Below are 22,123 nucleotides of genomic sequence, written 5' to 3' on the forward strand. Positions count from 1 at the left end.
ATCGGTTCTATTTATCGAGCAACCTGCTGAGCCATTCGAATAAAACCGCACGTCGCACAGGAAAGGATGTGGCAATAGCACAGTTAACCTGAATTCGATCCTCTTTAATCCGGCGAGAACCGGGCCCCGCCTCCGCGTGTCGGCCTACCTGGGCGAAGACGCGCAGCCCTGGTGACCGACCAGCGAGGTGGCGGCCCGGTCACGCCCGGGGCGCGGGACCGTCACGAACCGGAATCCGCGCCTTCACCAGGCATCGGCGTCCGGTCCAGCTCGCCCAGCACGGCCCCGAGCAGCGATGCCGCAGCATCTTTGTGCAGCGGATGGTTGCCGTTGCCGCACTTGGGCGACTGCACGCAGGACGGGCACCCGGCCGCGCATCCACAGGCCTCGATAGCCGCGAGCGTCGCCGCCAGCCAGTGCCGCAATTGCGCGAACCCGCGCTCGGCGAATCCGGCCCCGCCCGGCTGCCCGTCGTAGACGAAGATCGTCGGCAACCCGGTGTCGGGATGCTCGGCGATGGAGACGCCGCCGATGTCCCAGCGGTCGCAGGTCGCCACCAGCGGGAGCAGCCCGATCGCGGCATGTTCGGCCGCGTGCAAGGCCCCGGGGACGTCGGGCGGCTCGATTCCGGCGCGCTCCAAGAGGTCGAGCGTGACGGTGTAGAGGACCGCGCGGGTGTGCAGCGTCTGCGCCGGCAGATCCAGTTCGACGACGTCGAGCACCTCGCCGGTACGCAGTGTGCGCAGATAGCCGATCACCTGACCGGTCACCGTCACCTGCGCCAATGCGCTGGTCACAGCCCCATGATGGCGCTTTTCGGCAATGTAGTCGATCTCGATCGAGGTCCGCTGCCGGGCGCTGGTCGTGAACCCGGGATCGATGGCCGTCACGAACGCGACACCGCCGTCGAGGTCCAGCTCGTCGACCAGATAGGTCTCGCCCTGGTGCAGGTGCACCGCGCCTTGATGCAGGGTGGCCGGCGCCCGCCCGGCGTCGGCGGTGCCGAGCAGCCGCCCGGTCTCCCCGTCGACGATCGCGATCGGCGCCCCGATCCCTCCCCGCACGTCCACGGCATCGTGCGGCCCGGCCTGGACATCGGTCACATACCAGCGCCCGCCGCCGTTCCCGCGCCGCCGAACAAGGCCCTGAGCTGCGAGATCCTCCATCAACTCGCGGGCCTCGAGCACGTCCACCTCGGCGTCGGTGAGCGGCAGTTCCAGGGCCGCGCAGAGCAACTGCGGGCCCAGGACATAGGGATTGTGCGGATCGGTGATGGTGGCCTCGACGGGCTTGTCCAGCAGCGCCTCCGGATGCCGCACCAGGTAGGTATCGAGCGGATCGTCCCTGGCCACGAGCAGTACCAGCGACCCCTGGGTGCGCCGCCCGGCCCGTCCGGCCTGCTGCCAGAACGAGGCCACGGTCCCGGGAAAACCCGACATGACCACCGCGTCCAGCCCGGCGATGTCCACGCCGAGCTCGAGCGCGTTGGTGGTGGCCACACCGAGCAGGGTGCCGTCGGACAGGGCCGCCTCCAGCTCGCGCCGATCCTCGCCGAGGTATCCGGCGCGATACGCGGCGACCCGCTCGGCGAGCTCGGGATCGACCTCGCGCAGCCGCAGCCGGGTGTCCATCGCGATCAGTTCGGCAGCCCGCCGCGAGCGTACGAAGGTCAGCGTCCGCGCTCCTTCGACAACCAGGTCCGCCATGATCCCGGCCGCTTCCGAGGTCGCCGAACGCCGGATCGGAGCCCCGTTTTCGCCGGTCAGCGCGGTGAGGGGTGGTTCGAGCAGGGCGACGGTGCGCGCCCCCTGCGGCGACCCGTCCTCGGTCACCGCGACGCAGGGCGCTCCGATCAACCGGGCTGCGGCGGCCGCGGGTTCGGCGGTCGTCGCCGAGCACAGCACGAACACCGGGTCCGCACCGTAGTACTGGGCGATTCGCCGCAATCTGCGCAGCACCAGCGCCACGTGCGATCCGAAGACCCCGCGATAGGCGTGGCATTCGTCGATCACCACGTAGCGCAGGCGGCGCAGCACCCGTGCCCAGCGCTGGTGCGACCGGAGAATCCCCAGGTGCAGCATGTCGGGATTGGTGAAGACCCAGCGCGCGTTGGCCCGCACCCACTGCCGGATCTCGGCCGGAGTGTCGCCGTCATAGGTGGCCGGGTGGATTTCGCGCAGCGGTCCCTCGTGGGTCAATTCGCCGATCGCCCGCAGTTGATCGGCCCCCAGCGCTTTGGTGGGCGCCAGATAAAGGGCGGTGGCCTTGGAGTCTTCGCGCAGCGCCGTCAGTACGGGGAGCTGATATCCCAGGGATTTCCCGGACGCGGTGCCGGTGCTGACCACCACGTGCTGCCCGCCCGCGGCGAGTTCGGCGGTCCGGGTCTGGTGGCTCCAGGGCATTGCTATCCCGGTCGCGTGCAACGCGTCGACCACATCCGGCGCCGCCCAGGACGGCCACTCGGTGGTGCGGGCGGGCCGTGTCGGTAGCTCTACGACATGGGTGAGTCGGGGGTCACCAGGCAGGACACGATTCAGCAACGATCGGCCGTAGCTGAGCTCCGTGGGACTGTGCGAGGGGGTTGCCCGGTCGAGTGGATTCACGACGCGGGACGTCCGACACGCCGAGAAAGTGTGAAACGTGTGCGGTTGGCAAGGGCTACCTGCCATTTCGATACCAAATAGCGACCCGGGTCACAGGGGGTTTGCCAGATGCTCACTAGGTTATCTAGAGGCAAACGAACCTTGAGTCTGGATTCACCCATTGTGTCCCTCACCTGCGCATTCGCAAGATCAACTTTTTTGCAAATTGTCGGTAACTCGACTGTTGAATTGCTCGGAGACATGGTTCACTGGTTCCTGGTCGCAAGCTTCTGTGTTCGAGGGACGGATCCAAAGTCCAAACCGTCAGCAGGATCGATGTTGCGAACGGTGTGCTTGGTGCTTTCCTGCAGGGGGAACCAACAGTACAACGGTCGGAACGGACCCGGTGGACGAACCCAGTTGTCCGCCGTTCCGGTAAGAAAGAGAAGGAATAGAATGGCACAGGGAACTGTGAAGTGGTTCAACGCGGAGAAGGGGTTCGGCTTCATCGCGCCCGAGGACGGCTCCGCTGACGTCTTCGTCCACTACTCCGAGATCCAGGGTCAGGGCTTCCGTACCCTCGAGGAGAACCAGAAGGTCGAGTTCGAGGTCGGCCAGGGCACCAAGGGCCCGCAGGCCACCGGAGTTCGCGCGCTCAGCTGAGCGACGCCTAATCCACAGCTCGTCCCTCACCCCCGGTAACGGAGGTGGGGGACGAGCTATATCCGGGGTAGGGCACAACCGAGTGGCATACGGCACCTTCCGCTCCACACACTGCATACTGGGTTCCGGTTACCACGTACGCTCGGTGGTTCGGGGTCGCAAGCAATCACCCGCAGCCAACGTCAAGGTATAAACGTGTCTGGTAGCGGCGGCAGATGTTGCCAACGCTTGCCCCAAACCGCGATAGATGGCGCACCAGCGTCGCGCGGGTCGAGAAGGAAAGGTGTATTCGCCGGTGGCAGCACGAGACCTCGGTTCCGCCGACCAGGGCCGTCCCCTGCGTCGTCTCGTGATCGTCGAGTCCCCGACCAAGGCCCGCAAGATCGCGCCGTACCTGGGTCGCAACTATGTGGTCGAAGCCTCTGTCGGTCATATCCGGGACCTGCCGCGCGGTGCCGCGGACGTGCCCGCCAAGTACAAGGGCGAGCCCTGGGCCCGCCTAGGCGTGGACGTCGACCACGATTTCGAGCCGATCTATGTGGTGAGCCCGGAGAAGAAGGCCAAGGTCTCCGAGCTGAAGAATCTGCTCAAGGACGCCGACGAGCTCTACCTCGCCACCGACCCCGACCGCGAGGGCGAGGCCATCGCCTGGCACCTGCTGGAGACGCTCAAGCCCAAGGTGCCGGTGCGCCGCATGGTGTTCCACGAGATCACCGAGCCGGCCATTCAGGCCGCCGCCGCCGACACCCGCGAACTCGACAACGATCTGGTCGACGCGCAGGAGACCCGCCGCATCCTGGACCGCCTCTACGGCTACGAGGTCAGTCCGGTGCTGTGGAAGAAGGTCATGCCGAAGCTGTCGGCGGGCCGCGTGCAGTCCGTCGCGACCCGGGTGATCGTGCAGCGCGAACGCGAGCGGATGGCGTTCCGTTCGGCCGAATACTGGGATATCGCAGCCAAACTCGACGCGGGTTCCGGCGCCGGAAGTGATTCGTCCAACCCGCGGACCTTCGGGGCGCGGCTGGTTCAGGTCGACGGGTCGCGGGTCGCGAGTGGTCGCGATTTCGGCTCCGACGGCCAGCTCAAGGGCTCCGGCGTCGTGGTGCTGGACGAGACCTACGCCCGCCGCCTGGCGGAGGCGCTCGACGGCGCCGACCTCGTCGTTTCCTCGGCCGAGTCGAAGCCGTACTCGCGCAAGCCGTATCCGCCGTTCATGACCTCGACGTTGCAGCAGGAGGCGGGCCGCAAGCTGCGGTTCAGCTCCGAGCGCACGATGCGGGTCGCGCAGCGGCTCTACGAAAACGGCTACATCACCTACATGCGTACCGACTCGACCACGCTGTCGCAGTCGGCGATCGATGCGGCGCGTTCGCAGGCCACGCAGCTGTACGGCGCGGACTACGTCTCGCCTTCACCGCGTCAATACACCCGCAAGGTGAAGAACGCGCAGGAGGCCCACGAGGCGATCCGCCCCTCTGGCGATACTTTCCAGACGCCGGGCCAGCTGCACTCGCGGCTCGACACCGACGAATTCAAGCTCTACGAGCTGATCTGGCAGCGCACTGTCGCCTCGCAGATGGCCGACGCCCGGGGCACCACGCTGACGCTGCGGATCAGCGGCGTCGCGGGCACCGGCGAGGAGTGCGTGTTCTCCGCGTCCGGTCGCACCATCACCTTCGCGGGCTTCCTCAAGGCCTATGTGGAGAGCGTGGACGAGGAGGCCGGCGGCCAGTCCGACGACGCCGAATCTCGTTTGCCCGCACTGGAACAGGGCCAGGGCGTCACCGCGGTCGAGCTGAATCCCGATGGGCACAGCACGAATCCGCCGGCGCGGTTCACGGAAGCGTCGCTGATCAAGACGCTGGAAGAGCTCGGTATCGGGCGTCCGTCGACCTACGCGTCGATCATCAAGACGATCCTGGACCGTGGCTATGTGTACAAGCGCGGCAGCGCGCTGGTGCCGTCCTGGGTGGCGTTCGCGGTGATCGGGCTGCTGGAGGTCTACTTCGGCCGGCTGGTCGACTTCGACTTCACCGCCGCGATGGAAGACGATCTCGACGCCATCGCCGGTGGGCGTGAGCAGCGCGGAAATTGGTTGTCCTCCTTCTATTTCGGTGGCGACAACGGTGTCGAAGGGTCGGTCGCGCGTTCGGGCGGCTTGAAGAAGATGGTCGGTGGGCAGCTCGACGAGATCGACGCTCGCGAGGTCAACTCGATCAAGTTGTTCAGTGATGACGAGGGCCGCGACGTCGTGGTCCGGGTCGGCCGGTTCGGGCCGTACCTGGAGCGCATGGTCACCAATCCCGATGACCCCGAAGGGGATTCGATCTCCCAGCGGGCGAATCTGCCCGATGATCTGCCGCCGGACGAGCTGACCGCCGAGGTCGCCGAGAAGCTGTTCTCGACGCCGCAGGAAGGTCGCAAGCTCGGCGCGGATCCGGTGACCGGACACGAAATCGTCGCCAAGGAAGGACGTTTCGGTCCGTATGTGACCGAGATCCTGCCCGAGCCCGCTGCCCCGGACGCCACCGCGCCGCCCGCCAAGAAGACGGCGAAGAAGGCCGCCGCGCCCAAGCCGCGCACCGGCTCGCTGCTGAAGTCGATGGACCTGGCCACTATCACCCTCGACGACGCGCTCAAGCTGCTGTCGCTGCCGCGCGTGGTCGGCGTCGACCCGGAGTCCAAGGAAGAGATCACCGCGCAGAACGGCCGCTACGGCCCGTATCTGAAGAAGGGCACCGACTCTCGCTCGCTGGCCACCGAGGAGCAGATGTTCACGGTGACGCTGGACGAGGCGTTGAAGATCTACGCCGAACCCAAGCGGCGTGGGCGGCAGGCGGCCAGTGCGGCGCCGCTGCGCGAACTCGGCAACGACTCCGCCACCGACAAGCCGATGGTGATCAAGGACGGCCGCTTCGGTCCGTACGTCACCGATGGTGAGACCAACGCCAGCCTGCGCAAGGGTGACGAGGTCGAATCCATCACCGACGAGCGGGCTTCGGAGCTGCTGGCGGATCGCCGGGCGCGCGGGCCGGTGAAGAAGACGGCCAAGAAGGCGCCGGCGAAGAAGGCCGCCAAGAAGACGGCCGCGACGGCGGCGAAGAAGACCGCTACCAAGACCGCCGCCAAGAAGACGACCACCAAGAAGGTCGCCGCGAAGAAGACTGCGGCCAAAAAGGCCTGAGCCCCGGCCCGGGTTACCTGATCCGGGTGAGGGGGTGCTCGAATCGTCGTAGCCTCGATCGGTATCACGGAGGCACGGCGAAAGGATCTTTCCATGGCCATTGATCAGGAGCGCGAGGATCTGATCGCGATGCTCGCCGAGCAGCGCGAGCTGTTCAAGATCACGGTGCGCGGTCTCGACGATGAGCAGGCGCGCAAGCGCACCACGGCCAGCGAGTTGACCCTGGGCGGACTGCTGCATCACCTGAACAGCTGTGAGCGGCACTGGATCAAGGTGATCGTCGAGCGCGACGAGCACGCGGAACTGGACGTGACCACGTTCGGCGGTGAGTACGAGATGGCGCCCGGCGAGACCGTCGAGGAGCTGCTCGCCGCCTGGGACGAGGCGGCCGCGGCGACTGCCGAGCTGATCCGGACGGTGGACAGCCTCGACACCTCCATCCCGACACCGACCAATCCGTGGGTGGAGGGGCGTATCTGGCAGTCGGTGCGGACCACGTTCCTGCACGTCTTCCGTGAAATCGCGCACCACTCCGGCCACGCCGACATCATTCGGGAAGAGCTGGACGGCCAGAACAGCACCTATAGCCGAGTGTCCTGAGGTGTCGGTGCGGCCCGCTATGGTGTAGCGCGTGCCAGGTGTCTTCGATCGGTTGGTCGGCCAGGATGCGGTCGAGTCCGAGCTGACGGCTGCCGCCGTCGCGGCTCGCGCTGGTGTCATCGAAGGCGCGATGACGCATTCCTGGCTGTTCACCGGCCCGCCCGGCTCGGGCAGATCCATTGCGGCCCTGTGCTTCGCGGCCGCCCTGCAGTGCACCGACGAAGGCACTCCCGGCTGCGGCCGCTGCCACGCCTGCACCACGACGATGGCGGGCACGCACGGCGATGTCCGCCGGGTGATCCCCGAGGGGCTGAGCATCAGCACCAAGGAGATGCGCGAGATCGTGCAGATCGCCTCGCGTCGTCCCAGCACCGGCCGCTGGCAGGTGGTCGTCATCGAGGATGCCGACCGCTTGACCGAGGCCGCGGGCAACGTCCTGCTGAAAGTCGTCGAGGAGCCACCGGACCGCACCGTCTTCCTGCTGTGCGCGCCCTCGGTGGACCCGGAGGACATCTCGATCACGCTGCGTTCCCGCTGCCGTCACGTGCATCTGGTGACGCCGTCGGTCGCCGCGATCGCGCAGGTGCTGCAAGATCGCGACCAGCTCGACGAAAAGACCGCCACCTGGGCGGCTTCCATCAGCGGCGGTCATGTCGGCCGCGCCCGCCGCCTGGCCACCGACGAAGAAGCCCGCGCCCGCCGGCAACGAGCGCTGGGTCTGGTCGCCGCGGTCGCCCGGCCGGGCGCCGCCTACGCCGCCGCCGACGATCTCGTGAAGTCCGCCGACGACGAAGCCAAGCAGATGAGCGCGGCCCGCGACGAACGCGAACGCGATGAACTCGCCACGGCCATGGGCGCCGGCGGCACCGGAAAAGGCGCGGCCGGCGCGACCCGCGGCTCGGCCGGTGTCCTCAAGGATCTGGAACGCCGGCAGAAATCTCGCGCCACCCGCACCGGCCGCGACGCCCTCGACCGCGCCCTGATCGACGTCGCCGGCGTCTACCGCGACGCCCTCGCCGTCGGTTTCGGCGCCGCCCGCAACGGCTCCGGCGTCACCCTCACCCACCCCGACCTGTCCGACCAGATCCACGACCTGGCCGACCGCGTCCGCCCCGAAGGCCTGCTCCGCTCCATCGAAGCCGTCCTCGCCTGCCGCGAAGCCCTCGACACCAACGTCAAACCCCGCTTCGCCCTCGCCGCGATGGTCGCCACCCTCATCGCCGCCCAAACGGCCTGACCTGCCGTTTTCGCGATCTGGACACCGAGACGATAGACTCGCGACGCCTGAAAAGGCACGCCGCCTTAGCTCAGTCGGTAGAGCGCTTCACTCGTAATGAAAAGGTCGGGGGTTCGATTCCCCCAGGCGGCTCCAGGTCAGAGGCCCTTTCCGGTTCGCCGGGGAGGGACTTTTTCGTTTCAGTGTGCCAACAGTGTGCCAACGGGCGGTGGACTCACGCTCGCGGCTCAGCTGTACAGCGCGGCCCCCGCCGCCTTCAAATCGTCTGTGTGCGTGTCGGAGTAGACCGAAAGCGACATCGCGATCGTGCCCGTGCCCGTGCCAGGCCGCCACGATGTGGACTGGGATCCCAACGCGAGCATGAGCGACACCGACGTATTCCGCAGGCCCTTCAACTGGATACGGCGCAACCCGGCCGCCTTCGCGATCCGCTGGAACTCGTCGGTGTACCACTCCGGCCGGATCTGTCTTCCATCTGCGTGCGCCGCGATTAGTCGGTCATCGACCACGCGACACCCAGCGCCAGGCATTCGGCACGCTGCACCTCCTTAAACGCGCGAAGCGCGCTGGCCAGTTCGGCCGGCGGCGGCAGATCGCGACGGCTTCGGCGAGCCTTCGGCAAGTTCTCCTCGGTGTCCGTGCCCACCGCGACCCGACCGCGGCGGACCTTCAGTGCTGCGTCAGAGAATCGAGTCCAACGCATCCCCAGCACTTCCGATCGCCGCATCCCGTACGGGACATGAGCCAGCACCCGTACAGACGGTTTGTCTGCGCCGCTTCGCGGAACTGTTCGATCTCTGCCACGGTCCATGACTTCGCCTCGTCGGCCGCGTCGTCGTCCTCGGGGATCTCGTCGGCTGGCCGCTCGCGAGTGGGATGACGTTGCGCGGTAGGCGCCCCTGGTCCACGTATGACTGAACCATCATGCTCAGCGCGGTGAGGGTCGACCGCACAGTCACTGGCTTCACGCCACGCTCCACAGCAGCCGTCGCTGTCGCCGTGTAGACGGCCCGGCCGGTGCGGGTTACACGCCCGGCACGTACGAGCGCGGACAGTGGTGTGTGGATGTCCTTGCCGGGGAACTCGGCCTGAATCGATTGCGCTGCAACCCCGTTCGTGTGCAATGCGACGAACGCGGCTACCCGCGATGAGAGGGAATCGGGGTTGACCTTCCGTCGTTGGTCCACTCGACCCTGTGTCAGCATCCACGTAACGAGCGCGTCCCCGTCCGCCTTCGTGAGCTGCGCGAGCTTGCGGCCGCCCATGAACCGGCGGGAAGGCCCGCATTCAGCCTCATTCGGCGGCCAGCACGGTGAGCGGGGTCAGAGTCCGACATCCCAGTTTCCGAGGGATTCGCGCTGATACGTGCACGGAGGACACGGAGGAAGTGGGCTGACCAGCCTGAGGGCTGCGGCGCGAGTGCTGACGAGAGGCCGGGCCGCTGCGCGGGCCCGAGCCCGGACGAACCCGGCCTCCCGGATGACTACGGCGGCTCCGGCGGGCAGAGGCCGGAACTCGAAGTTTTAGCGGGTCTACCCAACCCGACTGCCTCTCCTACCCGTCTGTCATCCCGCGTGACGCTAATCGCCAGGTCAGCGCGATGTCAAGCCGAGATTCCGGAACGGACGATCACTCGGTAACCTTTACAAAGGTGACCCCTGCGCTTGCGCATCGCCTGATACGTTAGCGCACTAAGGAAACCCCTACGCTTGCGCACTGGTAACAAGTATCTCTGTGCATCGAACTATGAAGTACTTCAACTACCTAGGATATTTATGGCTTCAGCGGAGAACTTGGCATCGGCGGAGAACGTGGCATCGGTGCTCGTATCCCCAGGGATGCGAGGAGCGCCCGGAACCCCTGGCGCGGTAGCGCACGAGTTCGCCGCGCGGCTAGGGCCTAAGCGCCGCAAGGCCGGTGCGCCGGTGCGAAACATGTTCGTTGCCGACGATGACGAGGACAGCAAACCTCCTCTTGCCCGACTGCTCAGCAGTGGAGAACATGGCGGCGGTGGACGCGGCGGCCAGCTGCGCCTGAAGCTCTACCTTTCGCTGCTCTGGGTCGCCGCCGCGGCACCCTACGAAGTCGTCCGACCGGCCAGGGCCTGGGCTGGACTCTTGGGCCTTAACGATGTTGAAGAACGGGGCACCCGGCGAGTCCAGGCCACGCTGCGCGAACTCGCCGAGCGCGACATGATCCGGTTGCGTGAGCGCGGAGGCCAGCCCAGCGGGGTTACCGTGCTGTCGGATCTCGGCGACGGCGAGCGGTATAAACCTCCCGCAGAGATGTACAACCATCTGCGCACCAACGAGATGCCGAGCTGGACTCTTCTCCGGCATCGCTACTTTCGGCTTCCCTCGACACTGTGGACCACCGGCCTCATCGCTCACCTCAACGGCCCCGGCCTCGCGATGCTTCTCGTCCTGCGGTGCGAGCAGCAGGGGAGGGACAACACCATGGTGTGGTTCTCACCCGAGCGCGCCGCCAACCGGTTCGGCCTTTCGGAAAGCACCCGCCGCGCCGGCCTGGAGCAGCTCCGTGAGTTCGGGCTGGTCACCTCCGCGACCGTGAAGCTCAGCGAGAGCGGCGATTTCATCGACGTCATCCGCCGCCGCAAGATCCACAGCCTCAACCTCGGGCAGCTGGAGGGGTAGAAGACTACCGACCCGTCTATTGTTCTCGAACAGACTTTTGAGTCGGACTGGCGTGTCATGACGTTGACCGTCCCACCGGGCAGCGCCATCAGAGCAGAGAAGGTCGGCGTGTGAATGCAATACATTACAGCATGCGCATTTATGCATATAACTCTGAGGGCTTCGCTACCCGAAAGACTGAGGGCATTTTCCGGTGCTACTCGCCCTGCTTGTTCGCCTCTGCCAGACGGATCGCGCGCTCGTTCACACGATTCGACAGCAGAGGCAGAACCGCCACCAAGAGCTCCGTGAGCGGCGGGAGAGCCCGCTTCGCGAAGTAGCCCAAGGCAGTCAGCAGAGGCGCAGCACCGAGGAGCATGGAAAGCTCCAAGGCGCCACCTCCCTCTTTCGGGGTGGTGAACCCGGACCAGTGAATGGCCGGGTCATGGACCGCAGCGGTTGCTACGGAGTTTTGTGGGCGGACATGACGAGGGTCCGCTCGGCGGGCAAGCGAATGCGTCCGCCAGTGCGATGAAGCGAAAAGTAGGAGGTAGTCGGGCGCGTTACGTCACGGTCCGGCGCCCGGCCATCAGCACACTCCCGACCGTGAAAACGTGGCCGCGGCGACTTCCCCGTACAGGGACGAGATGACCCCGAGTGACCCAGCTCCGCACAGTCGAAGGGGAGACCCCGAGCAGTCTGGCGGCTTCGGCGGTGGTGATAAATCGGCCGAAGTAGTTCGCCGGCACGTCGAGCTGTGGCCAGTCAGGAGCTTTGTTCGTTCGGTTCCGTGTTCGGCAGTGCACTCTTTCGAGATCGACCCAGTCGTAAAGCGCTGCTCTACCTCGATGTCCGGCATTTCGTAGGTAGCCGCGGGAGACCCACTGACGGATGGTCGCCGGCCTTATGTCGAGTTCGGCCCCCGCTTCCCGGGCTGTGAGCAGCTCCGGCTCGTCCTCCAGTAGGAGCTCGTCGGTCGGTGAAGGTGACCAGGCCACCGGGACGGGCCTCGGCGGCAAGCTCGTTCGGCTGGCGTATCCGCCCTTGACGACCGAATCGCGAACACGACGGGCAACGGGCGCCTCGATCGTCGACGACGCCGATTTCACGAACTCGCCTTGTTCCTTGAGCTGTGCGAGCAGTTCTTTACTGGGGATGCCGAGTTCCCTGGCCAGCTCATGCACACGGATCTTGCCTGCCACCGGCATCCCTCACTTCGCTCACACTCAGTGTGACAGTTTGCGTCAAACAAGCGTGACAGTGCGTCATGTGACCACGATGCCCTGATCCTGAATCCCGGGTATTCGTGGTAAATGCAATGCTCAGGGCATAAAAATACCCCCGAAGACATCGGGGGCGAACTATTTTAGGGCGCACAAGGTCAGCCCAAAAAGATTGTCCAGGATAGACAGCGGGTTGTCAATCACCCCTTGTCGCGGCGCACAGGCGCAACGCTCTTACGGTCAAGTCGGCCGGTACTAGCTCGCATCTCCAAGGCGGCGGCTATCAGCGCTCGGGCGTTGTCTCCATAGACCGCACGCTTTGCGAGTACTGCGAATGTGCGCTCGTACAGGGCGATTTCAGAGGGCGCTGTGATCGTCAGCTCAGCCGCGACCGTTTCGGCCAACACCAGCCTGCGATCGAACAGGACGAAGTTGGTCGCCGGGACACCGAAGTCGGCTGCGCGGGGGATTATTCCGAGACCGACACGTGGGTTCGGCAGCGCCTCGAACAGATGCCGTAACTGTTCAACCATCACGCAGTCGTTGCCAACCGTGCTGTACAGACCCTGCTCGGCGATCACGAACCGGAACTCGTGCCCCTCCGTGTCGAGGATGGCTTGGCGCTGCATTCTGGTATCGACTGCGGCATCGAGGTCGTCGACACCGGTATCGAGGATGTCGATGCATGCTCGGAGGACGGCGGCGGCGTAGGCGCGAGTCTGGAGCAGGCCGGGAATAAGCGCTGGCTCGAACCAACGCAACAACCTCGCATGCCCTTCCAATTCGATTGACTTGCGCTGGCGCTGCCTGTGGCCGGCCCCGTGGAGGCGCTTCCACTCCATGTAGGCAGAGCGGACGTTTCGTGCTGCCGCAATGAGGTCGGGGACATACAGCTCGCCACCGGTTTGGTGGCACCACTCGCGGATCTCGTCGTCTGTCGGAACCTGCTTGCCGTGCTCGAACCTCGATACCTTGCTGGAATGCCATCCGAGTAGTGCCGCCAGCTGCAATCCGGTCAGGCGGGCGTCTCGACGCAACTCCCGAAGGCGCGCGCCGAGTGCCTGCTTGGCCTGATCTACACCGCTCAACTCTGCACTTCGGGACGATAGTGCTCGTGTTGTGTTGAGTTCGGCCACAACTGATCCCACACGCGGCGGAAATGCGCCGCGATAGCTGGGTCATCGGTTGCTGCGAATCCGTTGAGTTCGTCGTCCTCCCCAAAGAGGCTGTACACGACGAGCGAATCATCCAGCAGCCACCAATCGTCGGTGGGCAGCTCTTCCGGGTGTGTGCGATGACGGCCGAGCCAGCGAACATCCTCGCCGGCGTCAATGTTGTAGCTGGTGATCGAATGCAGCCATTGGCTGTACTCGGCCAGTGGCTCTGTAATTACCCGCAGTCGCTGCATTGTCACACCGCGGCTTGTCATCTCGCTGACGAGCCGGGTCCACGGGGCGAACCACTCGGCCAGGTCGGGATCGGGCTCCCCGGCGCGGAACCGGCGCAAGCGTTCGACCTCCTGGGCGGTGAAGTAGCTGTCGCGTAGTTCGAGATGTAGTGCGGATTTGGTGGCCGCCGCGACAGCCGCGGTACCGGCTTCATAGTCGAGCAGTCGCATCAGGGCGAATCTCCTGTCCCTTGGGGATTTCGATGCCGGCCTCATGATCCGGGATGTCCATCTGGGCCAACGTATCTGGGTCGGTGATCTGGTTGCCGGTGACGAGGAATGTGCCTCGGCCGGTGTCGCTGAGTGGCGAATCGAGGAATGTCCCCCATTCCAGGTAGCCGAGCAGCTGGTGCGGTATCTCGACTGTTCCGTCCTGGTCTGTCCGCCATCCCTGCAACACGTAGGTTTTCCGATCGCTGGCGTAGAGGGTGGGCGATTGGCCTTGACCAGTGTTCTTGCCTAGGAACCGAAGTTGCATGAGAGCTCTCCCTAGCGTGAGCATTTGCAAGATAGCCCTCCTATCGTCCGCTGTGACGAGCTACACCGCCGGAGAATTTGCAAACTGTCGCAAACTTCTGGTGCTGGAAGACCTCCCGGTCTTAGCGTCGGATCAGCGCTCAGGGCCGGTGTCAGTCGACCTGGCCCTGAGTGCAAGCCAATGACGACGTGAGGGGCTGCCGTGGCACTGACAGATTCGCAAGCGGCCGTGCTTACCGCTCTGACTGGGCAGTCATCAGTACTCACCGTCAAAGAGATCAGCACCTGGACCGGGTATTCCACGAAGTCAGTCCGCGGCGCCTTAGATGCGCTCGTAGACAACAGGTTCGTGCGCCGGTGCCACGAACCGAGTCGGTGGGAGATCACCCATACCGGTCGGGCACTGATCGCCGCGTGGCCGAACGTTGAGATACGCCGCTCCTCGGGCGGCTCGATTTGTCTGCGCCAGCGCAGTTTCCAGGGAGCGGGCAGGGGATGAGCCAACCCATTGCCATCGGATACCTACGGACTGATCTAGCCGGGGAATCCAAAGACTGGCTGATACACCAGATCTACTGTGCCGCAATGCGATACGGTTACGAACTGGACAAACCTATCGAGGCAGACGCCAGACTCGAACGGCCAATCCGATTACTGATCGGCTCAGTGTGCGCGGCCGGCGCGGACGCGGTAATCGTGCCAAGCCTGGACCATCTCGGCGGGGACGTACCCGTGTCGCTGGTGAACGCGTGCGACGTGATCGCACTCGACACCGAGAACACCTACAGCGGTTGGGCTTCAACACCATTCGAGCGATACGGCGCATAAGCCCCTGACAGCAACGATGCTCGGAAGAAGGTGACCAAATGATGGTTCGTGTGGAGGGACCTGGGCCAGACGGCTCGGCTAACGACAACTGGAACGAAGCCCAGAACCACGATGAGGACGGCAGCGACAACTAGCCGTTGAACCACGATGCCCCCCCGGGACCAGGCAATGCTGACCGGGGGTGTTTCCGGTCGCCGGCGCGTGAACAGAATCGGCTACCCACCTACCTCGCTTCCGCCAAGGGCGACAGCTAGCTGGTTTCCCAACTCTCCAACTCTTCCCATTCGCCCCAGGGCGGCCTAGTTGTGGCAATCACTACACATGGATCGGAGTGAAGGAACCTTTCAATATCGAACCCGCCGTCAGGCTGGTTCTCTGATTGCCGACCGTTGTAGATGCGGGTGTACTTTGGCTGCTTTGCGTCGGCGAGATCCTTCTCCCATTTGGTCGCTCCAGGCCGGTTCTCGTAGTAGGCAGAGCCGCCTACCTGGTGCCTCATGGTGGTTATGCCACCGTCGGTCCTCCGCCAGATATGACTACCGAAACTAGGTCTGATCACTGCCATAGCAATAGAGCATAATCGTTCGGCGGGTGTCCCTGTTGGAGCTCTAGGAACGGACTGTCGCGCTCGCTACCTCGGCATAGGTATCGGTTCGCCGAGTGATTTTCCGACACCGGTAGCACGGCACGCACTCACATTCAGGACGTCCGCCGTGCAGCGTCGACATGACACTCGCAGGAGATGCATGGCTCCGATTTCGAAACCGTCGTTTGCGTCGGGTGCGGTCCTTATGATCCTGGAATGCCAACTCAGCAGGAGCTCAACCGGTGGAGCAAGGTGCTGGAGAACATCACGATCCCATACGACAACACACCCTCGCCGATCCGGATGCTCGTCGAAGCGAATCGCGATCTGCCGCATGCACAGGCAGCGGGTGTCATCGTGCAGGCAATGGGCGGCCCGCTCGTCGAAGCTTGGGAGGCGGGAACGCCTGCTGAGGGCTCGGTCGTCCGCCAATGGATCGAGCCGGCGTACCTGGCGGCCAAGGCGCTGGACGTGAGGAGTACCGAGATAGCCCAGTTCGGCCGGTACATTGCAGTGGTGAAGGAGGCGCAGGAGGCGCTGCTCTCCTACGAAGGGACCGAGGTCACGGTCGCCGAGGTTCTGACGGATTTGGAACTCGACTTCAAACTGGCGGTGTTATCTGCCAGGGTTGGCCACCAGGGCATCATGGGCTTGATCGACCAGCGTTTGGAAGAGAGTAACCGTGCGGCTGGTTCCGGTGCTGCACGTGGACCCAAGTACCTCGATCTTCAGTCGTTGCGGGCAACCGAAACATCCAGTTGCCGGACGTTGAGTTATTCGGAGATGAGCGCGATGGCAGACCCTGGGGTCGCCACCGCCGAGCAATGGATCCGGGGTCCCGACGAGAGTGACCAGTCATCGATCCTGAAGTATTTTGCAGCGCAGTGGGTTACGTACATGGTGACTCAGTGGGAAGAGCTGTACCGCGACCAGTTAGCTCAGGCCCACGGGTGCGAGAAGAACGACATCCGATCCGAGCTGTTCGCTGATCTGAACAGAGTTCGGCAGGATTATGTTCACAACCGCGGCAAGGCCTCGCGTCGGAACGCGGCAAAAAACACCCGTCTCAAGTGGTTTCGCCGTGGCGATCAGATGGTTCCAAAGCACGCAGACTATGACCAGCTTTTCGAGGAACTTGCGCGAGAAGTGGAGCTGCTCGCCGTCGCGCCAACACCAACGGAAAAACCTAACCGAAGCAAGGTCAACGCTCAGGTGCCGGTGGAGCTGATTCAGCGCTTCGAGCAAGCCGCCAGTGATTCGGGGCTTACTGCTGGAGGAGCGCTCGAAGCAGCTCTGCTCAGCTGGATCGAAAGTCGAGACTGATCGGGCTGTGTGTCCGCTGTGCCGCCAGTGTGTCAAGACAAGGCGAAACCGGCGAGACTGTGCGGTACTAGCTGGACGCGAAAAGGCCTATGAACTGGACTGCTCGGACCCGCAAAGATGGGTGAGACACTTCCGGGCTCACTCGTAATGAAAGGTCGCGGGTTCGATTCTCACAGGCAGCTCCGAGGTCAAAGGCCCTTTCCGGGAATCCGGGGAGGGTCTTTTTGCTGTATCCAGGAGTCGCAGAGTAGGGCGCGGGGGAGGTTGCAGAAATTTCTTTGCATAGATATCTGTGCAAAGAGTACTGTGCAAGTATGGCCGATGAGGTACCACCGAGGGAGATCGCCGATCCCGCTGCCCTGCGCGCGCTCGCGCATCCCCTGCGGCAGCGCATCTTGCGGGCGCTCGCCGAGAAAGGGCCCGCGACCGCGACGGCCTTGGGGGCGCAGCTGGGGGAGAACACCGGCGCTACCAGTTATCACCTGCGCCAGCTCGCTGAGCACGGCTTCATCGAAGAGGCTCCGGAGCTGGCGAAGGGGAAGGAGCGGTGGTGGCGGTCGCCGCCGAAGGATCTGCGGTACCGGATGGATCGCGAACAGTCGCCGGAGGTGCGCGAGCTGTTGGAAGGGCTTGTCGCCCAGCACATCAGCGAGGACATCGAGATGTTCCAGCGTTTCCAGGCCGAACGTGCCGAGCTGGGTGAGTGGGCCGACCTGATGCCCTTCTCGCGTGGCGCGATCTACGCGACGCCCGCGGAACTCGAGGGATTCTTCGAGGACTACATAGCGCTGCTCAAACGTTTTCAGCAGTCGCACCAGCAGGACCGCCCCGGGACTCGTCGCGTGCTGACGCGTTTTCTCGCCTTCCCGGCACCCGGTATGAACACCGCAGACTAGGACTTCGACGTGCTCACGCTCTTTCGACGAATTGTATTGCTGGCCATCACGATTGCCGCCGCGGTCGGGCTTCCGGCGGCGCATGCGCAGACCGCCGTCAGCACCACCGAGATCACCTTCGACCGAGGTGATGGCACAACCACTACCGGCACACTGCACGCCCCGGCAGGCGCGACCGGCAGGCCGGGCGTCGTGCTCGTGCACGGATCGGGCGACGGCCGCGGCGAGCACTACAACCTCGTCGCCGAGGCCTTCGCCCGCGCGGGCATCGTCGCGCTGCGCTACGACAAGCGCACCGAGGGGTACACGCCATCGCACCGCGACTACTCCCTCCTGGCTGACGATGCGCTGGCAGGCCTCGCCGTTCTGCGGAATCGGCCCGAAGTCGACCCTGCGCGTGTCGGGTTGTGGGGGCTGTCGGAGGGCGGATGGGTTGCGCCACTGGCTGCTTCACGATCCACCGAGGCCGCCTTTCTGATCACGATCGGCGCGAATTCGGCCGCACCCGCCGCGCAACAGGCGTGGGCCAACGAGACCCGGTTCGGCGCGGCAGGCGTACGGGGTTCGATGGTCGAAGTGTTGGCCCGCAACGGTATTCGTCAGCTGGTAGCCGCCGGCCAGTTCGCGCAGGCCGACTACGATCCGATTCCGGTGCTGCAGCGAATCACGCAACCGGTGCTCGCGATCTGGGGTGACCAGGACCGTCTCACGCCACCCGGTGACAGTCTGCGCGGCTTCCAGGCCGCCTTCGACAGTGTCGGAAAGGCGAACTACACGCTCCGCACCCTGCCGAACGCTCAGCACGGCGGGCAGTCGACCACCAATGGTTTCGACAAACTCCCCGAGCTGGCGCCGGGATACGGCGAGCTCATGGGCGAGTGGGTGAACGGCCTCCCGGCCTCGGCCGCACCGCCCTCGGCGGATCGACCCGCAGCGCAGGGGCATTCGGTGCGGGCACTGGAACCTGCCTCCTGGTGGGAGTCGACCGCGGTGCAGCTGAGCCTGCTGTTCGGCATGATCCTGGCCATGGCCGGCTATGTGTGCACCGGTGTGGTCAAGTCCTGGCGACTGTCTGATCGGGTGCCGGCACGAGTGCTGGTGTGCGCGACGGTGATCGGTATCGCGGGCACCGTTGTCCAGCTCGGCTACATCCTCACCACCCGAGCAACCTCGTTCGGCCCCTTGCTGTTCGGCCGCACCCTGCCGTGGCTGGCACTGCAGCTGATCGCCCTCGGCGCAGTGGTCGCGCTCGGGTTCGTGCTCGCTCGCGCCCGCCACACCCTCGCAGGCTCGAACATCGGCGCACGTACGCGGTGGTCCCTCTTGGTCTGCGGCGGAACAGGATTCGTGCTCTGGGCACTCTATTGGGGCCTGCTGCTCCCCTGAGTAGGCGAGAAATGCCGTCGAGGTCCTGCTGCTGGCCCTCGTACGACTTCTGCGCCAACGCGATGATCAAGCCGGGACCGGGGTGAGGGCCGGGTAGTCGGTGTAGCCGGTGGCGTCGCCGCCGTAGAAGTAGGAGTCGCGGAACGGGTTGATGGGGCCGTTCCGGCGTAGGCGTTCGACCAGGTCGGGATTGGCCAGGAAGGGGCGGCCGAGGGAGATGAGGTCGGCGCCTGCCGCGAGGAGGCGTTCGGCGTGCTGTTTGCCGCCGTCGGCGGGGAGGGGTTCGCCCCAGCCGAGGTAGGGGTTGGCGATCAGGGTGCCGGACCAGGTGTGGCGGATGTCCTGGAAGACCGGGGAATCCGGATCGGCGAAGACAACGTGCAGGTAGGCCGGGTTGTGGGTGGACAGGGCCGCGATCAGGGCGGGGTACAGCTCGGCGGTGTCGGATTCGGCGATGGCGTTGGCGGTGACGCCGGGGGCGATGCGGACGCCGACGCGCTCCGGGCCGATCGCGGCGGTGACGGCTGCGACGACTTCGGTGGTGAAGCGGATGCGGTTTTCGAGGGAGCCGCCGTAGCTGTCGGTGCGGTGATTGGTGTTGCCGGACAGGAACTGGTGCAGCAGAAAGCCGTTGGCGCTGTGCACTTCGACGCCGTCGAAGCCGGCTGTGATCGCATTGCGGGCGGCGGTAGCGAAATCGGCTGTGGTGGCGTGGATTTCGTCGATGGTCATTTCGCGGGGCCGGACTGCGGGCTGAGCGCCCCGGGCGGTGTGGATGGTGTCGGGTAGTGGAATCGCAGAGGGTGCGATCGGGGTGAGCCCGGTGTTGTCCGGGTGACCGATGCGGCCACCGTGCTGCAGTTGCAGGAAGATCCGGCCGCCTTCGGCGTGCACCGCGTCGGTGACCCGCCGCCACCCGGCGATGTGGGCGTCGGTGTAGATGCCGGGGATGCCGGCGAAGGTCTTGCCGACCAGGTTGGGGGTCGCCGCTTCGGCGATGATCAGCCCCGCGCCGGCGCGCTGGGCGTAGTAGGTGGCCATGAGGTCGGTGGGGGTGCCGTCGGCAGCGGCGCGATTGCGTGACATCGGCGCCATCACAAGACGATTCGGCAGCTGTGCGGCGCCGATCCGGGTCGAGTCGAAGAGGCTGGTGGGTGCTGCGTTGTGCGTCATGCGAGTAGGTTAAAACTTGACATCAATGTCAGAATCAAGCCCGGATCTGAAAGGCCAGGTGGCGGATGCGAATCGGAGAGTTGGCCGAACACACCGGCGTCAGTGAGCGCTCCCTGCGCTACTACGAGGAGCAGGGGCTGCTGGTCTCCGGGCGCACCCCGGGCGGCCACCGGGACTATCCCGAGATGGCCGTGGACCGGGTCATCCACATCCAGGAGCTGTACGCGGCGGGGTTGTCCAGCAAGAAGATCGCGCAGATCCTGCCGTGTATGCGCGATGCCGACGGCGGGGCCAACGAATTCGCCACCCCGGAACTGGTGGACGAGCTGAGGACCGAACGGGAGCGCATCGACCGGAAGATCCGTGATCTGCTGCGCTCCCGCGAGGTGCTCGACGATGTCATCGGGCGGGCCGCTGTCTGACTGTCAGGAGCCGATGGGCTTTCCGAACAGGGACATCACGGTTTCACCGAGGATCGAGCCGGCGTAGGGCAGGACGCCCGGGGCGGCGGCCATCGAGCTGACGTCGGTGGTGCTGCAACCCTGTTGCGCGGGAACGCCATTCAGCCGATCGCGGAGCCAGAGCAGGGCGGCGGGGCCACCGCTGACTTCGGCGACGATGTGTTCGCTGGCCCAATCCCGGGTGTACTGGACGTTGGCTCGCGGGTCGGCACAGTAGCTATCGACCATCTGATTGGCCGAGCCCAGCGGCAGGATCTCGTCCCAGCGGGAGTGCCAGACGAACATCGGCATATCCGGGACCGTCTTACCCAGCCGGGTCTCTTCCATGACTTGCTGCACCGCCGGATGCCGCATCGGGTCGCCCGCCGAAGACCACAGCAGCCCCTTCAGGTCGACGAAGGGCAGCAGCATGGACTGGTACTGCACGCACAGCGGGCCTTTGGCCGTGATCAGCGCTCGGCCGAGCGGGTCGATACTGCGATCGATGTACTCGGCGAAATACGGGTATTCGCGGGTCAATCCGATGACCGCGGCCAAGACCAGCCCGGCGGTCGCCTGGCCGTTGGCCATGTCGAGCGCGGCGCCGAGGTCCGGCCCGTTGCCGCCGGTGGCCGCTGCGACGACATTCAGTTCGGGGGCATAGCTCTGCTTCAATTCGGCGGCGTGCTGGGTGGCCAGCGCTCCGCCGGAGTAGCCGTACATGCCGACCGGCGCGGACGTCCCGACGCCCAGCGGCTCGAAGGAGGTGGCGGCGCGAATGCCGTCGAGGGTGATCCGCCCGGCGAGCGGGCCGGCCGCATATGCCGAGTTCGGGCCCTGGTGGTCGGGGATGACGACAGCCCAGCCCTGTTGCAGCGCGGCCTGCGCGAAAATGAATTCGGCGGGGGCGACGATCTGCCCGGCGAAGCTGGCGACCGAGAGGAACTGCAGCGCGTAGGACGGCGCGCAGTAACCGGCGAGGGAGTCCTCTGCGATCTGGACGGACAGCAGTTTGCGCGGTTCCGGGGCCGCGCCGCGCGGCTTCAGCACGGTGGCGACGGCCGGAATCGGTTGTCCCGCAGTGTTGTTGGAGCGGTAGGACACCTGCCAGGCGTCGACATTGAGCGGGATGATCCCGAAATTCGCGACGTTGACCTGCCGGATCGCGATGAGACCGCCGGGCTGGGTGTTGGCCACTGCCTCGGCGGGCGGGTTATAGAAGGCCGCATCGAATTCCGGCGGCAGGGGGACCGGGGCCGCGCCCTGGATGGTGGGCTGGGCCGACGGTTCCGGTTCCGCGACGGCCGTGGTGGTCCCGGCCAGTACCGCACTCATACCCACGATCACGGCTGCGGTGCGGCGCAGCACGCGTGATTTCCACTCGGTCATCGTCGACCCTCATCCTTGTTCCCGCATTGAGACACCTGCGTCTCAATGTTGGAGGT

At 65.3% G+C, this 22,123-nt stretch carries 19 protein-coding genes, 1 tRNA gene and 1 pseudogene; 11 read left to right on the plus strand and 10 right to left on the minus strand.

Annotation, left to right across the window (positions count from 1 at the left end):
* Positions 1-221 precede the first annotated feature (221 nt).
* The gene (locus IBX22_RS19375; RefSeq protein WP_228538873.1) at positions 222-2,540 is read right to left on the minus strand and encodes a DEAD/DEAH box helicase; all 2,319 of its coding nucleotides are present in this window, start codon (positions 2,538-2,540) and stop codon (positions 222-224) included.
* A 498-nt stretch (positions 2,541-3,038) separates the two neighbouring features.
* Here IBX22_RS19375 and IBX22_RS19380 point away from each other — a divergent pair, with 498 nt between their 5' ends.
* The 5 genes from IBX22_RS19380 to IBX22_RS19400 all read left to right on the plus strand — a co-directional run bounded on the left by IBX22_RS19380 (position 3,039) and on the right by IBX22_RS19400 (position 8,401).
* Entirely contained in the window at positions 3,039-3,245 is a 207-nt protein-coding gene (locus IBX22_RS19380) for a cold-shock protein (protein ID WP_194816936.1), read from the plus strand.
* Between the two features lie 295 nt (positions 3,246-3,540).
* A complete protein-coding gene (topA, locus tag IBX22_RS19385) occupies positions 3,541-6,429 on the plus strand; it encodes a type I DNA topoisomerase (RefSeq protein WP_194816937.1) in 2,889 nt (962 codons plus the stop codon).
* 93 nt (positions 6,430-6,522) lie between these two features.
* Positions 6,523-7,029 (plus strand): DUF664 domain-containing protein, encoded by a 507-nt coding sequence (locus IBX22_RS19390; protein WP_194816938.1) that lies wholly within the window; start codon positions 6,523-6,525, stop codon positions 7,027-7,029.
* Positions 7,030-7,060: 31 nt separating this feature from the next.
* Entirely contained in the window at positions 7,061-8,266 is a 1,206-nt protein-coding gene (locus IBX22_RS19395) for a DNA polymerase III subunit delta' (protein ID WP_194816939.1), read from the plus strand.
* Positions 8,267-8,325: 59 nt separating this feature from the next.
* A tRNA-Thr gene (locus IBX22_RS19400) sits at positions 8,326-8,401 on the plus strand.
* Between the two features lie 92 nt (positions 8,402-8,493).
* Here IBX22_RS19400 and IBX22_RS37490 read toward each other — a convergent pair.
* A complete protein-coding gene (locus tag IBX22_RS37490) occupies positions 8,494-8,775 on the minus strand; it encodes a hypothetical protein (RefSeq protein ID WP_228538875.1) in 282 nt (93 codons plus the stop codon).
* Entirely contained in the window at positions 8,757-9,017 is a 261-nt protein-coding gene (locus IBX22_RS37495) for a hypothetical protein (RefSeq protein ID WP_228538876.1), read from the minus strand. The genes IBX22_RS37490 and IBX22_RS37495 overlap by 19 nt, the downstream gene beginning before the upstream one ends.
* A 1,183-nt stretch (positions 9,018-10,200) precedes the next feature.
* Between IBX22_RS37495 and IBX22_RS19410 the strand changes: the two genes are divergently transcribed.
* Entirely contained in the window at positions 10,201-10,920 is a 720-nt protein-coding gene (locus tag IBX22_RS19410; RefSeq protein ID WP_194816940.1) for a hypothetical protein, read from the plus strand.
* Between the two features lie 542 nt (positions 10,921-11,462).
* Here the strand turns inward: IBX22_RS19410 and IBX22_RS19415 are convergent.
* The 5 genes and pseudogenes from IBX22_RS19415 to IBX22_RS19430 form a co-directional block, all read right to left on the minus strand.
* Entirely contained in the window at positions 11,463-11,897 is a 435-nt protein-coding gene (locus IBX22_RS19415) for a helix-turn-helix domain-containing protein (protein ID WP_309234757.1), read from the minus strand.
* 54 nt (positions 11,898-11,951) lie between these two features.
* Positions 11,952-12,101: pseudogene (locus IBX22_RS37500) on the minus strand (translation initiation factor IF-2 N-terminal domain-containing protein); the annotation flags it as partial.
* Between the two features lie 221 nt (positions 12,102-12,322).
* Positions 12,323-13,258: a helix-turn-helix transcriptional regulator gene (locus tag IBX22_RS19420; protein ID WP_309234686.1), complete on the minus strand. Its 936-nt coding sequence runs from the start codon at positions 13,256-13,258 to the stop codon at positions 12,323-12,325.
* Complete coding sequence (locus IBX22_RS19425; protein WP_194816942.1) at positions 13,207-13,740, minus strand: DUF6879 family protein; 534 nt, start codon at positions 13,738-13,740, stop codon at positions 13,207-13,209. The genes IBX22_RS19420 and IBX22_RS19425 overlap by 52 nt, the downstream gene beginning before the upstream one ends.
* Positions 13,721-14,047: a hypothetical protein gene (locus IBX22_RS19430; protein ID WP_194816943.1), complete on the minus strand. Its 327-nt coding sequence runs from the start codon at positions 14,045-14,047 to the stop codon at positions 13,721-13,723. Before IBX22_RS19430 ends, IBX22_RS19425 begins: the two co-directional genes overlap by 20 nt.
* A gap of 584 nt (positions 14,048-14,631) precedes the next feature.
* Between IBX22_RS19430 and IBX22_RS19435 the strand changes: the two genes are divergently transcribed.
* The 4 genes from IBX22_RS19435 (at position 14,632) to IBX22_RS19450 (ending at position 19,065) form a co-directional block, all read left to right on the plus strand.
* Positions 14,632-14,874 carry a hypothetical protein gene (locus IBX22_RS19435; protein WP_194816944.1) on the plus strand — a complete coding sequence of 81 codons (243 nt, stop codon included), beginning with the start codon at positions 14,632-14,634 and terminating at the stop codon, positions 14,872-14,874.
* An 802-nt stretch (positions 14,875-15,676) separates the two neighbouring features.
* The gene (locus IBX22_RS19440) at positions 15,677-16,783 is read left to right on the plus strand and encodes a hypothetical protein (RefSeq protein ID WP_194816945.1); all 1,107 of its coding nucleotides are present in this window, start codon (positions 15,677-15,679) and stop codon (positions 16,781-16,783) included.
* Between the two features lie 314 nt (positions 16,784-17,097).
* The gene (locus tag IBX22_RS19445) at positions 17,098-17,679 is read left to right on the plus strand and encodes a transcriptional regulator (RefSeq protein WP_194816946.1); all 582 of its coding nucleotides are present in this window, start codon (positions 17,098-17,100) and stop codon (positions 17,677-17,679) included.
* Positions 17,680-17,688: 9 nt separating this feature from the next.
* A complete protein-coding gene (locus IBX22_RS19450; RefSeq protein WP_309234688.1) occupies positions 17,689-19,065 on the plus strand; it encodes a prolyl oligopeptidase family serine peptidase in 1,377 nt (458 codons plus the stop codon).
* Positions 19,066-19,131: 66 nt separating this feature from the next.
* Here the strand turns inward: IBX22_RS19450 and IBX22_RS19455 are convergent, their stop codons facing one another.
* Entirely contained in the window at positions 19,132-20,238 is a 1,107-nt protein-coding gene (locus IBX22_RS19455) for an alkene reductase (protein ID WP_194816947.1), read from the minus strand.
* Positions 20,239-20,303: 65 nt separating this feature from the next.
* Here IBX22_RS19455 and IBX22_RS19460 point away from each other — a divergent pair, with 65 nt between their 5' ends.
* Entirely contained in the window at positions 20,304-20,660 is a 357-nt protein-coding gene (locus IBX22_RS19460) for a MerR family transcriptional regulator (protein WP_194816948.1), read from the plus strand.
* A 3-nt stretch (positions 20,661-20,663) separates the two neighbouring features.
* On the opposite strand, the gene IBX22_RS19465 is transcribed toward IBX22_RS19460, so the two are convergent.
* Positions 20,664-22,067, minus strand: coding sequence for a lipase family protein (locus tag IBX22_RS19465; RefSeq protein ID WP_228538877.1), 1,404 nt, complete (start codon positions 22,065-22,067; stop codon positions 20,664-20,666).
* Between the last annotated feature and the right edge of the window lie 56 nt (positions 22,068-22,123).

It is taken from the genome of Nocardia sp. XZ_19_385 (assembly GCF_015355755.1).
Classification (GTDB): domain Bacteria; phylum Actinomycetota; class Actinomycetes; order Mycobacteriales; family Mycobacteriaceae; genus Nocardia.

Excerpts from the sequence above, each read along its gene's own strand:
- IBX22_RS19435 (WP_194816944.1), top strand. The coding sequence starts at position 14,632 with ATGCGATACGGTTACGAACTGGACAAACCTATCGAGGCAGACGCCAGA.
- IBX22_RS19430 (WP_194816943.1), bottom strand. The coding sequence starts at position 14,047 with ATGCAACTTCGGTTCCTAGGCAAGAACACTGGTCAAGGCCAATCGCCC.
- IBX22_RS19460 (WP_194816948.1), top strand. The coding sequence starts at position 20,304 with ATGCGAATCGGAGAGTTGGCCGAACACACCGGCGTCAGTGAGCGCTCC.
- IBX22_RS19410 (WP_194816940.1), top strand. The coding sequence starts at position 10,201 with ATGTTCGTTGCCGACGATGACGAGGACAGCAAACCTCCTCTTGCCCGA.
- IBX22_RS19455 (WP_194816947.1), bottom strand. The coding sequence starts at position 20,238 with ATGACGCACAACGCAGCACCCACCAGCCTCTTCGACTCGACCCGGATC.
- IBX22_RS19425 (WP_194816942.1), bottom strand. The coding sequence starts at position 13,740 with ATGCGACTGCTCGACTATGAAGCCGGTACCGCGGCTGTCGCGGCGGCC.
- IBX22_RS19390 (WP_194816938.1), top strand. The coding sequence starts at position 6,523 with ATGGCCATTGATCAGGAGCGCGAGGATCTGATCGCGATGCTCGCCGAG.
- IBX22_RS19380 (WP_194816936.1), top strand. The coding sequence starts at position 3,039 with ATGGCACAGGGAACTGTGAAGTGGTTCAACGCGGAGAAGGGGTTCGGC.
- IBX22_RS19445 (WP_194816946.1), top strand. The coding sequence starts at position 17,098 with ATGGCCGATGAGGTACCACCGAGGGAGATCGCCGATCCCGCTGCCCTG.
- IBX22_RS19465 (WP_228538877.1), bottom strand. The coding sequence starts at position 22,067 with ATGACCGAGTGGAAATCACGCGTGCTGCGCCGCACCGCAGCCGTGATC.
- IBX22_RS19440 (WP_194816945.1), top strand. The coding sequence starts at position 15,677 with ATGCCAACTCAGCAGGAGCTCAACCGGTGGAGCAAGGTGCTGGAGAAC.